Below are 13693 nucleotides of genomic sequence, written 5' to 3' on the forward strand. Positions count from 1 at the left end.
GACGGGGGATGAAGATGAGACACGTCGCACCGGTGCTGGCCGCTGTGCTGGGCACCTCGCTGTTCGCGGTTCCGGGGTCGGCGGTCGCCGCCGACGACACCGTCGCGCTGACGGCCACGTTCAACAATCCGGTGGGGACGGTGGCGGAGCGGGACGCCGTCCGCAACGAGCTGCGGTCCCTGGTCAACCGGGCCCCGGCCGGCTCCGAGATCAACGGCTCGGTCTATCTGTTCACGGACAGCTCCGTGGCCACCGCGCTGATCGCCGCGAAGGACCGGGGCGTCAAGGTCAAGGTCATCGTCGACGGCGACGCGACCCTCAACGACGGTACGCAGTACGACGTGCTGAAGGCCGGGCTCGGGACGAACCGGGCGGCCGACTCATGGGTGCTGGCCTGCCCGGCGACGCGCGGCTGTATCGCGAACCGGAAGCTCAACGACTCCCACACCGGCTCCATCAACCACAACAAGTTCTTCCTCTTCTCGAAGGTGGGCGCCACCGAGAAGGTCGTCTTCCAGACCTCGGCCAACCTCACCACCTCCCAGCGCAAGCGGTACTACAACAACGCCGTCACCATCCCCGACGCCGGCTCCGGCCTGTACGCCGCGTACCGCGCCTACTGGGGCGATCTGCGCGACAAGGGCGCCTCGGGCTCCGGGACGGACAACTACTACCTGACGCAGCAGAGCGGCCCGTACAAGACGTACTTCTTCCCGCGCAAGGAGACCTCGGGGACGTACGACACGAACCCGGGCACGGACACGATCGTCTCCCTGCTCAACAACGTCGACTGCGCCGGCGGCGCCACCCAGATCCGGATCGGCATGTACGCCTTCACCCGGGTCCAGGTGGCGGACAGGCTCGCGGAGTTGAAGAAGGCCGGCTGCCGGGTGGACGTCGTCCACAACAACGAGTCCGGCAACATCGGCACCAAGGTGCAGGCCGCCCTCACCGGGAAGATGACGACGCTCAGCCGGTGCTCCGGCGCCTTTGTCGACGTCGACGGAGCGACGCAGCAGATCGGCGTCCACTCCAAGTACATGCTGATCGAGGGCGTCTACCTCGGCTCCGCCAACCGCAAGATCGTCTTCACCGGCAGCCACAACTACACGTTCCCCAACCTCCGGGCGAACGACGAGACGCTGCTGAAGATCGATGACGCGGCCGTGTACGCGAGCTACAAGGCCAACTTCGAGGCCATGCGCAAGGGCGCGTACTGCACCCAGTACTGAGACAGGCCGGCGCAGATCACCGCCGCCCGGCGACCTCCTTCTCGTACGGGAACCGGGCGAGCGGTGTCTCCCGCGCGAAGAACGTCCGGGCGCTCTCCGCCGCCCGCTCGTCGTCCCGTATCTGACCGGGCCGGGAGCCGTTGCCGAACAGCACCCCGCCGAAGCGCATCCGCAGATACGCGGCGGAGAAGCCGAGGGTCGTGAGCAGCCCGTCGGCGACGGCCTCGTCGCGGTCCGCCATGACCGTCACACCCCACAGGGTCCGGCCCGCCATCCGCTCCTTGAAGTCCGAGCCGGGCTCCGTCAGCCAGCCCGACCAGTAGTCGAGGTAGCGCTTGGTCTGCGCGGAGACGGTGTACCAGTACAGGGGCGAGACGAGGACGATGTCGGTGGCGGCGAGGGTCGCCTCCCGCAGCGTCCGCTCGTTCGCCACGAGCGGCCAGTCGCCGGTCTCGTGCCGGCCGTCCTGGAAGTCGGGCAGCGGCAGCCGGGAGAGGTCCACCCAGCGCTGCCCGGTACCGGCGGGCAGCCGCTCGGCGGCGGCGCGCGCGAGGATCTCGGTGTTGCCGTCGGAGCGGGCGCTGCCCAGGACGAAGAGGAAGGATCGGCCGTCCGAGCCGGGGGAATGTGTGCTCATGCGGGCGACGTTAAAGCGTGACACCGGTGAGAAGGTCAAGCCGGTGGCCGACCCGGTAGCCGGCCCGGTGGTCACCCGGTATGCGGTCCTGGAACGAGGCGAACGAGGTGGTTCGTGTGCTGATCGGAGAGCTGTCCCGGCGCACCGGCGTCAGCCGGCGGATGCTGCGCTACTACGAGAAGCAGGGGCTGCTCGTCGCCGTCCGCGGCTCGAACGGCTACCGCGCGTACCACGAGGGCTCCGTCACCACCGTCCGCCAGGTCCGCGCGCTGCTGGCCGCGGGGCTGTCCACCGAGGTCATCCGTACGGTGCTGCCGTGCGCCCGGGGCGAGCGGCCCGGCTTCGACTGGTGCGCCGACCTGCGGGACGTGCTGGACCGCGAGCTGGCGGCGACGGACGAGCGCATCGACGCGCTGCGGCGCGGGCGCGACACGCTGGCCGGGTTTCTGTCCGAGGCGTGAGACGACGCCGGGAGCCGCCTCCACCGGAGTGGAGGCGGCTCTCTGCAAAGCAGCGCGGTTACGGGGGCGGCGCCGCGTCCGTCCCTTCGAGGTGGCGCCAGCGCACCGGGTCGTGGTCCTCGGCGCCGGGTCTGGCCGTGGGCAGCGGGCCGTGGACGGCGCAGTCGAGGACGAGCGTCTCGTCGGCGCCCGGCTGGAACACGTAATCGACCCGGTCGAGCCGCGACGGCACCCCCAGGCCGTCGAGCGCGGTGCGCAGCCGGTCGAGACCCGCGTACCGGCGGTCGCTCGTGTGCAGCACCACCGGGAAGATCCGCACCTCCCGCCGGGCCACCCGGACCAGCTCGATCAGCGCGCTGAGATGGAACTCCTCGCTCAGCCGCGCCCCGTACGAGAAGAGGAGGTGCGAGCTGAGGACGAGGTCGAACGAGCGCTCGGGGAAGGTAAGTTGGGGCAGCGCGCCCTCGACGTAACGCTCGGGGTGGGCCTCGATATCGGCGGCGAAGGCGCGCGCGGAGTCGGCCCGCAGCCGTGTGTACCGCTCGGGACCGCCGAACCAGCTCCACTCGTAACGCGTCGCGCTCTCCGTCACGTACCGGTGCCGGTGCTCGATCTCGTGCAGCGCGAGTCTCCCCAACCGGCTTGCGTTCGGGCCGTATTGAGGATCGACCGCGACCACATCCGTGCCCCGGGCGCCGGCCTCGGCCGCGAAGCCCGCGGCTCCGGCCGGGCAGTCCAGGACGCGCAGGGCGAGGTCCTTGTCCGTGAGCGCGAACATCGCCCGGTACTCCTCGAAGGAGCGTGCCGTGACCAGCATCGCGTCACCCCCGGCCGATGTACGGCATCGTCGTCGGCAGGACCGTCAGGAACTGCACATTGGTGTCCGGCGGCATCGACGCCATCAGCAGCAGCGCCTCCGTGAAGCGCGCCACGGGGACGGTCGCCTCCACCGCCATGGAGCCGTCGGCCTGCATCGCGGGCGGCTGCGGACCGCCGTCCACCGGGGCCACATTGCCCACGTCGAGCTGCCCGCACGCGATGTTGTACGGGCGGCCGTCGAGCGACAGCGACCTGGTCAGACCGAGGACCGCGTGTTTGGCCGCGGTGTACGCGATGGCGTTGGGGCGGGGTGAATGGGCGGACGGAGCACCGTTGTTGATGATCCGGCCGCCCTGCGGCGACTGGTCGCGCATGGTGCGGAACGCCTCCTGCGCGCACAGGAACGTCCCCGTGACGGTGGTGTCCATCACCCGGCTCCACTCCTCGTACGGCACCTCCGCGACCGGCCGGCGCGGGACGGCCGCGCCCGCGTTGTTGAACAGCAGGTCCAGCCGGCCGAAGTGGTCGCGTACGGCCGCGAAGAGCGCCGCGACCTCGTCCGGGCTGCTGATGTCGGTGGGTACGGAGATCACCCGGTCCGGACCCGCGCCCGACAACTCGGCCGTCTCGTCAAGGCACTTACCGCGCCGGCCGGCCAGCGCGAGCGACCAGCCGCGCTCCAGCAGGGCCAGCGCGGCGGCCCGTCCGAGGCCGCTGCCGCCGCCGGTGACAACGCCGATCCGGGCGCTCCCGTCGTCGGCGGTCACCGTTCGTCCATCCAGGCGCGCAGGATCCGGCGGGCCTCCGGACCCGGGGTGTCGACGTACGGTGAACGGCCGTGCAGCACGCGGCTGTTGCGGATCATCAGCAGATCCCCGGCGGCCAGCGGCAGCCCGAAGGCGATCTCCGGGCGGTAGAGCACCGCGTCGAGGTAGTCCAGGGCGTCGATATGGCGGGCGTCGAGGTCCGCGGAGGCCCGTACCGTCCGGGTCTGGTAGTAGCAGCCGACCGTCCCGTCGTCCTGCGTGAACAGGATCGGGGTGAGGAGGATCTGCTGCCCGGCGCGGCCGGTCCTGTCGTACCGCCACTCCTCCTTGAGCAGGGCGAGTACGTCCGGCCGCTCCCGCTCGATGATGTCGTGGACGTGCCGGGCGCTGGCCAGCTTGGTGGTGCCGCCGCCGTCCGCGGCCGGCTGGAGACAGAGCAGGACGAGCAGGTCACAGGTGTCGCAGTGGAAGCCCAGCTCGGTCGCTCCGTCGCCGTCGCGGTCGCGCAGGACGGTCCACAGGTCGCCCTGGGCGTTCTGCGGTACGGGTCCGGCCACCTCGGCCAGGAGGAACGAGAGCGCGGTGCTGAGATCGGCGTCGGACGCGGCCGGGGAGAGCAGACCCCGGACGTTCACGAAGCCGACGGCGTCCAGGCTCCGCCCGATGAACGCGCGCACGGCCGCGTACACCTTCTCGGCCTCGCCCCCGCCCCAGCGTTCGGCCAGGGCGTCGGTCCACAGCAGCCGGCGGTCCTCGTCGGTGATCGGCAGCGACCACACCTCGCGGGCGGATTCCAGATACTCGCTGGTCCAGCCGACATCGCGGGCCGTGGCGCCGGGAGTGGTTTCGGTCATGGGGTGATCAGTCCTCTCGGGCATCGGTGGGTACGTTGGTCGCGGTGGCGACGGCCTCGGCCCACAGCGTGAGCGCCTCACCGATCTGCTCCTCCGTCACGATCAGCGCCGGCAGCATCCGTACGACATTGCCGTGCGTCCCGCAGGTGAGCAGCAGCAGGCCGAGACCGGCGGCGGCGCGCTGGGCGCGCTGGGCGGTCGCCGCGTCGGGGGAGCCGTCGGGCCGGCAGAACTCGCTGCCCGCCATCAGGCCCGACCCCCGGACATCCGCGATGGCCGGGCGGTCGGCGGCGGTCTTGCGCAGACCGTCCGCCAGCAGCCGGCCCTGTACGGCGGCGTTCGCCACCAGGCCCTCGTCGCGGATCACGTCGAGCGTGGCGAGGGCGGCGGCGCAGGCCACCGCGTTGCCGCCGTACGTACCGCCCTGCGAACCGGGCCAGGCGCGGCTCATCAGCTCCGTGGACGCGGCGATCGCGGACAGCGGGAAGCCGCTGGCCAGGCCCTTCGCCGTGATCAGCACGTCCGGTACGACGCCGGGCGCGTGCTGGTGCGCCCAGAACGCGCCCGTCCGGCCGAAGCCCGCCTGGATCTCGTCGGCCACCAGCAGGATCCCGTGCCGGTCCGCGCGCTCCCGGAGCCCCGCCAGGAAGTCGGGCGGCGCGGGCACGAACCCGCCCTCGCCCAGCACCGGTTCGACGAACATCGCGGCCGTCTCGGCCGGCGCGCTGACGGTGGCCAGCACATGGTCGAGGCCGCGCAGCGCGTGCGCGACGGCCGCCTCCTCGCTCATCCCGAGCCGGAAGGCGTACGGGAAGGGCGCCACCGCGACCCCCGGCATCAGCGGCCCGATCCCGGCGCGGAAGCGGATGCCCGCCGTGCTCATCGCCGCCGCGCCCATGGTGCGCCCGTGGAAGGAGCCGTCGAACACGATCACGTTCGGCCGGCCGGTGGCCTGCCGCGCGAGCCGCAGCGCCGCCTCCACCGCCTCGCTGCCCGAGTTCAGATAGAAGAGCGAGTCCAGTCCGGCGGGCAGCACCTCACCCAAGCGGTCGGTGAGCGTGAGGAGTTGGTCGTGCAGCACGGTCGTGTACTGCCCGTGGATCAGCCGGCCCGCCTGCCGCTGTACGGCCTCCACGATCCGGGGGTGGCAGTGACCGGTGCTGGTCACACCGACCCCGGCGGTGAAGTCGAGATAGCGCCGGTCGTCGGCGTCGTACAGATACATCCCCTCGCCTCTGGTGGCGATCACGGGGGTGGCCTGTGTGAGGGCCGGGGAGAGCTGGGTCATGGCTTCCCTTCTTGTACGGAGCCTTCTTGTACGGAGCGGAGTCGGAGCGCCGGGGTCAGGGGTGGATGGGGGAAGGGCGCGGCGAACTGCGGACCGGTCTGCGGACCGGACTGCGAACCGGCCTGTGGCGCGGGCCCGTTGGGGGAGGTGACGGCCGCCGGGAGGAAGCCGACACCGGTCGCCCACGACAGCGCGGCCGACCACCACCGGGCGCTCGGCTCGGCGAAGCGCACCCCGAGCCGGTCGAGCACCGTATGGGTCCACGCGCTGTCGACCACGACGTTGCGGTCCCCGAGCTGGGCCCAGGCCGACGCGAGCCGCGCCATGTCCGGATGGTGCCGCTCGGCGCGGGCCAGCGCCGCGGCGAAGGCGGCGTCGTCCGTCAGCCGGACGGGACAGCCGTGGCCGTTGATCCACCCCACCAGCTCGTCGTGGGCGACGGTGTGCGGCGACTCGACGTGGTAGACGCCCGGCGCCGCGTACGGACAGTCCGCGATCGCCGCGATCCCGGCCGCCACGGTGTCCACGTGGGAGAACGCGAACGTCGTCGCGGGCCGGCTCGGTGCCGCGCCGGCCAGCACATAGCCCCGTACGGTCTGATAGATCCGGTTGTCCGCGATGTTCTGCTGGAACTCCCCGGTCCGGCTGTGCGCCGCGATGTGCCCGCTGCGGTGGATGTACGCCTGGCGCCCCGAGGCGGCCCAGGCGCGTACGGTCTCCTCCGCCCTGAACTTCGCCTTCTCGTACGGGGTACGGAAGCTCTGGCCGATACGGAGGTCCGCCTCGCTGAACCGGCGTACGGGCCCGGCGACACCGCCCGCGACGGCCAGCGTGGAGATGTGGTGCAGCCGGGCGCCGGGGGTGTGGAGGTCGATCCAGTCGAGCAGCCGTCGTACGGCGGCGTTGTTGGTGCGCTCCAGCTCGGCGGGGGAGCCGACGAGCCGGACGTCCGCGGCGGCGTGCACGACGACACGGGCGGTACGGGCGCGGGCGAGACCGGCGGGGGAGAGGCCGAGGCCCTCCCGGGTGATGTCACCGACGACGGCTTCGGCACCGGCTTCGGTACCGGCCGCCGTACCGGCCTCCGTAAGGCGCCGGGCCGCCTCCGCGTCGCTCCTCCCGCGCACCAGACAGGTCACCCGGGCGCCCCGCGCGAGCAGTTCGGCGAGGAGATGGCGGCCGAGATAGCCGGTCGCCCCGGTCAGGAGTACGGGCGGCGCGGGCTCGCGCACCACGTACCGGCCGCCGCGGGCCGCCTCGGTGGTGCCCCGGTGCAGCAGCTGGCCGGAGGGGGAGACCACCGCCCTGGCATGCGGGGGCACCGCCACGTCCGCGGCGGCGGCCACCGCGCGGGCGAAGGCGGCGCAGATCCGCTCCGCCGTGCGGTGGGAGAGCCGCGGCCACGCGTACACCAGGTCGGTGACCAGCCTGCCGTCGACTATCCGGGCGGTGAGGCGGAGCCGGTAGAGCGTGTCGCCGTCGGTACAGCGGGCCGCGCCGGCCTGTTCGTCCGCCACCGACCAGCCCAGGGACGGTTCGTCGGGCAGCCGGAACGTGCCCAGGAAGTTGAACGCGGCCTCGGGGCGCGGCCCTTCGGCGTCCATCGGCAGCTGGGGTGCGCGGCGTACGAGATCCTCGACGTCGGCGCGGGACACGCGTGGCGCGCCTTCCGCTTCCGCCGTACGGAGCGTGAGCCATTTGACGGCGGTGAACCAGCCCACCGTGTCGCTGTTGTCGTCGCGGTCGTCGCGGTCGTCGCCGTGGTCGCGGTGGTCGTGGTGGTCGCCTTCCGTTTCCGTCGCGCGGCCGTGGGTCTCCACCTCCAACCCGAGGCGCCGCTGCCCGCTCCAGGCCAGCGTGGCGTCGGCGTACGCGGCGAGCAGCACCGCTTCGAGGCGCTGGGCCCGGCCGTGGCGGGCGACGAGCCGGCCGGTGGCTTGCTCGTCGAGGCACCAGGTGAGCGCGGCCGGCTCCGTACGCCCGGCCGCGTCGTCCACCGGGAGCCGGGGCGCGACCGCCGAGTGCGCGGTGGCGCCGGTGGTGTTGGTGGTGCCGGTGGGGGGCAGGGCGGCGGCCCACGCGTAGAAGTCGGCGGTCGGCGGGAGGGCGGGCGGCTGCCCGGACAGGGCGGCGCGGTAGGCGGCGGCGAGGTCGTCGAGGAGGATGCGCCACGACAGGCCGTCGATGACGAGGTGGTGGGCGATCAGCGCGAGCCGGTCGTCGTGTCCGCTGTCCGCGCCGGAGAACAGATGCACCCTCAGCAGCCGCCCGGCCGCCGGGTCGAGACTGCGGTGCAGCTCGGTGCAGAGCGCGCCGATCGCCTCGGAGAGGGCGCCTCCCCGGCCGTTCGCGGGCAGCCGGGAGTGGCTCACCGCGTCCAGGTCGTCCGCGGGCCGGATCTCCCCGGGACCGTCCGGGCCGAGCGGCCGGCGCAGCGCCGTGTGCCGGTGCAGGACGGCCCGGGCCGCCGCCGCCAGGGCCGCGGCATCCACGCGGACCCGGCAGCGCAGCAGGACGGACTGGTTCCAGTGCCGCGGCGCGTCGAGGGGCTGCCGGAACAGCCAGCGCTGCGCGGGGGCGAGCCGGCCCGGCGCGGTGGTGTCCGAGCGCGGGCGCGGCAGGCGGGGGAGGCGGTGCGGCGACGCCGTGGCCGCCGCTGCCAGCAGCGCGGGCGTGGGGTGCTCGTAGAAGTCCTCGAACGCGACGCGGTGGCCGAGCCGGCGCAGCGCCGCGATGGTGCGCATGGCGAGAATCGATTCGCCGCCCAGCTCCAGCACATCGGCGTGCTGATCCACCAGCGGCAGGCCCAGCGCGTCCGCCCACAGCTGGGCGATGGTGAGCGCGAGCGCGGCCGTGGCGCTGCCGGGCGGGGCGGCCGGGGGGTGGTGCGCCGTACGCGCCCGGGACCGGATCAGGCCGGAGACCGTGTCGCTCAGGCGCGCGCGGTCGAGCTTCCCGTTCGCTCCGTACGGGAAGTCCGGCAGCGCGAGGAGCGGCTGCGGTACGGAGTGGCCGGGCAGCCGGTCGCGGAGGTACGAGCGGAGGGCGGCCAGGGTCTCTTCGCGGGCCTCTTCGCCCTCGCCCTCGTCGCTTGGTTCGGCCAGCCTTACGGCGGCGACCAGTTGGCTGCCCGAGGGGGTGGCGCGCACGATCACCGCGCACTGGCGGACGCCGGGGAACTTCTCGATGAGGTGCTCGATCTCGACGGGGTCGACACGGAAGCCCCGGATCTTGGCCTGGCGGTCGGACCGGCCGACGTACACGAGATCGCCGTCCGGCCTGCGGCGGCAGACATCGCCCGTCCGGTACTCCCGCCGCCCCTCGTACGGGACGAACCGGTGCGCGGTCTCCGACGGCCGGCCGAAGTACCCGGCGCTCACGCCCGCGCCGCCGATGTGGAGTTCCCCCTCCTCGGCGCCGGGCGCCAGGCGCAGCCGTACGTCACCGAGGGCGGTGCCGATGGGTACGGTCGCCTCGTCGGCGGGCAGTTGGGCCAGGTCGGAGGCGAGGAAGCAGGCCGCGCCGACGGTGGTCTCGGTCGGTCCGTAGTGGTTGGCGACCCGCGCGGCGACACCGTCCCGCAGCAGGCTCGCGGCGAGCGAGCGGGGCAGCGCCTCGCCGCCGAGGATGACGGTGTCCAGGGCGGCGCCGTCCGGCGGGCGGCCGGCGAGCAGCGCGGTCAGGTGCGAGGGGGTGGTCTTGAGCACCGTCACCCCGGCGTCGTACAGCGAGGCCCAGAACGCCTCCGGGTCGCGCGTCCGGTCGTCGGTGACGACATGCACCGATCCGGCGGTCGCCAGCGCGAGCAGCCAGGCGGTGTGGCCGAGGTCCGCGGCGAGGGTGGTGACGTGGGCGACGCGGGGCGCGGCATCGGCGTCCGTGAAGCCGAGCCGGTCGCGCAGCGCGAACGCGTAGTGGACGGCGTTGGCGTGGGTGACCGCGACGGCCTTCGGCTCCCCGCTCGACCCGGAGGTGAAGGAGAGATACGCGAGGTCGTCGGGCGCCCAGGCCGGGACGTCCTTTGGCGGCTCGGCGCGTAAGGCGGCGCGTACGTCGGCGGTCCCGATCCCGGACCCGGTCCCGGACCCGGTCCCGGCGGCGAGCGCGTCGATGTCGACGAACTCGGTGCGGTACGGCGCGGGCGCGCGCATCCCCGGCGTCGTACTGAGCACCCGGCGCACCTCGACCGCGTCCAGCCGCCGCCGTACGTCGTCGGGGCTCCACCCGGGATCGACCGGTACGACGGCGGCTCCCGAGCGCAGGATGCCGTGCAGCGCCGCGCACACCCGGGCGTCCCGGGCGCCCAGCAGCGCCACCCGGTCGCCGCGGCCGGTCCCCAGGGCGGCGAGGCGGGCCGCGACACGGCGGGTCACGGTGTCGAGCGCGCGGTGGTCGAGGGTGCGGGTGCCGTCGCCGAGGGCGGGCCGGCCGGGATGGGCCAGGGCGTTGCGTATGAGCAGGTCGGGCAGGGTGAGGTTCGGCTGCGTCATGGTCGTCGGCCTCCGGGTGCGGCATTCGGGTCGGGAACACCGGCGAGGTACGCGATCGGCCCGTCGTCCTCCCGCGCCGGCCGCGCGGACAGCCGCCCGGACAGCTCCCAGGCGAGCAGCCGGTGCAGGCCGTCGAGGTGGACGAGGCCCTCGCCGGTGCGGAGATCCGCGTAGTCGTCGTGCGTCACGGGACCCCGGCTGAAGTAGACGGAGGTGAAGGGGGCGGCACGGAACCGGGCGATCTTCTCCGTACAGAGCGGATTGGCCGCGGACAGCTCCGCCGCGTGCGCGCGCAGCAGGTCGGCGGCCTCGCCGACGGTCAGCCCGGTGCGCGGTACCAGCTCGCGCGCGCCGCCCTCGCTGAGGTGCCAGGGCAGTATCACCGCGCGCAGCTCGGCGCGGGAGAGCCGCGCCTTCGACCAGCCGCCGAAGAGCCGGTCGGCCAGGGAGAGCATGTTCTCCGCGTCCTGGTTGGTGTTGGCCGCGTGGTCGCGGGCCACGGGATGGTCCCGGCGGAAGGCGGTGAGCACCTCGTCGAAGGTGACCGGACCGATGATCTGTACCAATGCCGCTCCTTCTCTTCTCACGTCTGTCGGCTGTACGGGGTGAAGTGGCGCTCCGCGAACAGCTCCGGCCACCGCCCGCCGCCGAGGTCGAGGGCCCGGGCCGTGGCGAGCATGTGCCGCCAGTACGGCTTCACGGGCCGCCAGCGCGCCCCGGTCCGGCAGTAGCACGCGTCGACGAAGTAGCGCGGCGCGGCGCCGGGCGGGCTCGGCGCGGGCCTGCGGGCGTGCAGCAGCGCGGAGTCGACGAGGACGGTCGACCCGGGCGGCAGCGCGTCGATCACCACCTCGCCGGGCAGTTCGGCGCTGCCGAGGTGGGCGAGCGCGGACTTGCCCCAGGACTCCCGGTGGGAGCCGGGCACCACGACGAGGCTGCCGATCGTGCCGTCGAGGCCCCCGAGGTAGTGCAGCGCGTGCACCATCAGCAGCTTCGGATCGTCCATGTCGTTCGGCTCGCGGTCGTGGTGCCAGGACTTGCCGGGGATCCCGGGGCCGTGCCGGTCGCTGTGCAGATGGTGGAAGACGAACGGCGCGTCCATGAGGTCCGCGATCACCCGCAACAGCGGCTCGTGGGTGAGGAGTTCGCCGTGCCCGGGCATCTCCAGCTCCATGAGCGGCGGGGGCCCGTCGAGTTCGGGGGTGAGGTCCGCCCCGGGCTCCGGGTCGACGCAGGCGGCTATGGAACGGGAGCGCAGCCCGCCGTCCACCCAGTGATCCACTTCCGGGGTGAGTCGCTTCCGCAACGACTCGGGAATGAGCCCCGGTAAGACGATGTAGCCCGAGTCCGCGAATTGCTCGCGCTGCGCGGACGTCGTTCCGTTGCCTTCGAAAGAGAGCGACATCTGAGAATTCCTCCCCTTTTCGCAACCGTTGAATCGGGACAAGATCCTGAACAACTCCGGCGCACCATTGATCGACGGCGAATTGATCGACGGCGTACGCCACGACGCGCCTCAGGCAACCTAGGCAGAATCGCTTCTTCAGTCGTCGCAATGGCGGGGAACGGCCGAAAAACTCGCAGTCGAGTCCCGAAGTAGCCGGTTTACGAACGGCCGATGATGAGGCGGTGAAATTCGAACGAATGAACGCGCGCCTGGGCTGTGACGGGAGGTGCGCCGGGGGTGCGGCGGGGTTGTGGCGCGGGAGGTGTAGCGCGCTACACCCTCCCTTCGGGAGGAAGCTCCCTCGCGGCGGCGGAGGGGCGGATGCGACGGTTGATCTCGGAAGTTCACGATTCCTCGCAAGGGACGAGACCCCGTGAATTCGACCCGCCGGGCGAGCCCGCTCCGGTGATTACCCGCCCCCGTTCCGAGGAGACACCATGACCGATTCTCCCACCTGCCCCATGGGTGCCACGGCGGAAAAGCCACTGGCATATCCACTGCCGCGGTCGGCCGAATGCCCGCTGGCCCCGGCTCCGGCCGTACGGAAACTGCGGGCGGAGAAACCGATCACGAAGGTACGGATCTGGAACGGCGGAACACCCTGGCTGATCACGCGCCACGCCGACCAGCGGGCGCTGATGGCCGACCCCCGGGTGAGTGACGACGATCTCGACCCCGGATTCCCGTATGTGAACGCCCACCGGGCCGAAGTGGCACCGCATACGCCCCGCCTGATCACGAACACGGACGCGCCCGAGCACACCCGGCTGCGCCGGACGGTCAACGGGCCGTTCGTGGTCAAGCGGATCGAGAAGATGCGGGAGCCGGTCCAGAGGATCGTCGACGGTCTGATCGACACGATGCTGGCCGGTCCGAACCCGGTGGACCTGCTCCAGGCGTTCGCGCTGCCGGTCCCGTCGCTGGTCATCGCGGAGCTGCTCGGGGTGCCGTACGAGGACCACGACTTCTTCCAGAGCAGCAGCGGTCTGGTGCTGGACAGCACGGTGGCGCCGGAGAAGGCGCGTGAGGTCAGCGACGAGCTGTCCGCGTATCTGGACCGGCTGCTCGGCGAGAAGATGACCGCCCCGGGCGACGATGTGCTCTCGGAGCTGGGCGCCCGGGTCAAGGCCGGCGAGATGACCCGGACCGAGGCCGTGCACATGGGCGTGGCGATGCTGATCGCCGGCCACGAGACCACCGCGACGATGATCAGCCTGGGCACGCTGGCGTTCCTGCTCCACCCGGACCAGCTCGCCGTGGTGCGCGGGACGGACGATCCGAAGGTGATCGCGAACGCGGTGGACGAGATGCTGCGGTATCTCACCATCCTCCAGACCGGTGTCCGGCGCGTCGCCAAGGAGGACATCGCGATCGGCGGCGCCGTCATCGGGGCGGGCGACGGGATCATCTTCGATCTGCACGCCGCGAACTGGGACCCGGAGGCGTTCCCGGAGGCCGACCGGCTGGATGTCCGCAGACCGGCACGGCTGCACCAGGCGTTCGGGTACGGACCGCACCAGTGCCTCGGGCAGAACCTGGCCCGGCTGGAGCTTCAGGTCGTCTACGGCACGCTCTACCGCCGGATCCCGACGCTGCGGACGGCCGCGCCGGTCGAGGAGCTGGAGTTCGACCACACGGGCACGACGTACGGCGTACGGAGCCTCCCGGTCGCCTGGTAACGCGCCACGCGCCGCGCCC

The 13693-nt window shown here is 72.6% G+C and carries 11 protein-coding genes; 3 read left to right on the forward strand and 8 right to left on the reverse strand.

Features of this window, described 5'->3' with window-relative positions; all coding sequences use genetic code 11:
- The first annotated feature begins 8 nt into the window (after positions 1–8).
- On the forward strand, positions 9–1232 hold the full coding sequence (locus DVK44_RS16375) for a phospholipase D-like domain-containing protein (protein WP_114660342.1): 1224 nt from the start codon (positions 9–11) through the stop codon (positions 1230–1232).
- A gap of 16 nt (positions 1233–1248) precedes the next feature.
- Here the strand turns inward: DVK44_RS16375 and DVK44_RS16380 are convergent, their stop codons facing one another.
- Complete coding sequence (locus DVK44_RS16380; protein ID WP_114660343.1) at positions 1249–1869, reverse strand: flavodoxin family protein; 621 nt, start codon at positions 1867–1869, stop codon at positions 1249–1251.
- 116 nt (positions 1870–1985) lie between these two features.
- Here DVK44_RS16380 and DVK44_RS16385 point away from each other — a divergent pair, with 116 nt between their 5' ends.
- On the forward strand, positions 1986–2330 hold the full coding sequence (locus DVK44_RS16385) for a MerR family transcriptional regulator (protein ID WP_114665175.1): 345 nt from the start codon (positions 1986–1988) through the stop codon (positions 2328–2330).
- Between the two features lie 58 nt (positions 2331–2388).
- On the opposite strand, the gene DVK44_RS16390 is transcribed toward DVK44_RS16385, so the two are convergent.
- Genes DVK44_RS16390 through DVK44_RS16420 form a run of 7 tightly spaced genes read right to left on the reverse strand, consistent with a single transcriptional unit; the run spans position 2389 to position 11953 of the window.
- Positions 2389–3147, reverse strand: coding sequence for a methyltransferase (locus DVK44_RS16390; RefSeq protein WP_114660344.1), 759 nt, complete (start codon positions 3145–3147; stop codon positions 2389–2391).
- Positions 3148–3151: 4 nt separating this feature from the next.
- Positions 3152–3916, reverse strand: coding sequence for an SDR family oxidoreductase (locus DVK44_RS16395; RefSeq protein WP_228447181.1), 765 nt, complete (start codon positions 3914–3916; stop codon positions 3152–3154).
- Positions 3913–4770 carry a TauD/TfdA family dioxygenase gene (locus DVK44_RS16400; protein ID WP_228447182.1) on the reverse strand — a complete coding sequence of 286 codons (858 nt, stop codon included), beginning with the start codon at positions 4768–4770 and terminating at the stop codon, positions 3913–3915. The genes DVK44_RS16395 and DVK44_RS16400 overlap by 4 nt, the downstream gene beginning before the upstream one ends.
- A gap of 7 nt (positions 4771–4777) precedes the next feature.
- The gene (locus DVK44_RS16405) at positions 4778–6058 is read right to left on the reverse strand and encodes an aspartate aminotransferase family protein (protein WP_114660346.1); all 1281 of its coding nucleotides are present in this window, start codon (positions 6056–6058) and stop codon (positions 4778–4780) included.
- On the reverse strand, positions 6055–10548 hold the full coding sequence (locus DVK44_RS16410; RefSeq protein ID WP_114660347.1) for an AMP-binding protein: 4494 nt from the start codon (positions 10546–10548) through the stop codon (positions 6055–6057). Before DVK44_RS16410 ends, DVK44_RS16405 begins: the two co-directional genes overlap by 4 nt.
- Positions 10545–11114, reverse strand: coding sequence for a DUF6309 family protein (locus DVK44_RS16415; protein WP_181957470.1), 570 nt, complete (start codon positions 11112–11114; stop codon positions 10545–10547). Before DVK44_RS16415 ends, DVK44_RS16410 begins: the two co-directional genes overlap by 4 nt.
- 17 nt (positions 11115–11131) lie before the next feature.
- On the reverse strand, positions 11132–11953 hold the full coding sequence (locus DVK44_RS16420) for a phytanoyl-CoA dioxygenase family protein (RefSeq protein WP_114660348.1): 822 nt from the start codon (positions 11951–11953) through the stop codon (positions 11132–11134).
- Positions 11954–12432: 479 nt separating this feature from the next.
- On the opposite strand from DVK44_RS16420, the gene DVK44_RS16425 reads away from it, so the two are divergent.
- Positions 12433–13674, forward strand: a complete 1242-nt coding sequence (locus DVK44_RS16425) for a cytochrome P450 (protein ID WP_114660349.1) — start codon at positions 12433–12435, stop codon at positions 13672–13674.
- Positions 13675–13693: the final 19 nt, after the last annotated feature.

The sequence above is a fragment of the Streptomyces paludis genome (assembly GCF_003344965.1).
Lineage (GTDB): Bacteria > Actinomycetota > Actinomycetes > Streptomycetales > Streptomycetaceae > Streptomyces > Streptomyces paludis.

What these genes read in the sequence shown, in the direction of transcription:
- DVK44_RS16375 (WP_114660342.1), top strand. Translation starts at nt 9, where the DNA reads ATGAAGATGAGACACGTCGCACCGGTGCTGGCCGCTGTGCTGGGCACC.
- DVK44_RS16380 (WP_114660343.1), bottom strand. Translation starts at nt 1,869, where the DNA reads ATGAGCACACATTCCCCCGGCTCGGACGGCCGATCCTTCCTCTTCGTC.
- DVK44_RS16390 (WP_114660344.1), bottom strand. Translation starts at nt 3,147, where the DNA reads ATGCTGGTCACGGCACGCTCCTTCGAGGAGTACCGGGCGATGTTCGCG.
- DVK44_RS16400 (WP_228447182.1), bottom strand. Translation starts at nt 4,770, where the DNA reads ATGACCGAAACCACTCCCGGCGCCACGGCCCGCGATGTCGGCTGGACC.
- DVK44_RS16405 (WP_114660346.1), bottom strand. Translation starts at nt 6,058, where the DNA reads ATGACCCAGCTCTCCCCGGCCCTCACACAGGCCACCCCCGTGATCGCC.
- DVK44_RS16410 (WP_114660347.1), bottom strand. Translation starts at nt 10,548, where the DNA reads ATGACGCAGCCGAACCTCACCCTGCCCGACCTGCTCATACGCAACGCC.
- DVK44_RS16420 (WP_114660348.1), bottom strand. Translation starts at nt 11,953, where the DNA reads ATGTCGCTCTCTTTCGAAGGCAACGGAACGACGTCCGCGCAGCGCGAG.
- DVK44_RS16425 (WP_114660349.1), top strand. Translation starts at nt 12,433, where the DNA reads ATGACCGATTCTCCCACCTGCCCCATGGGTGCCACGGCGGAAAAGCCA.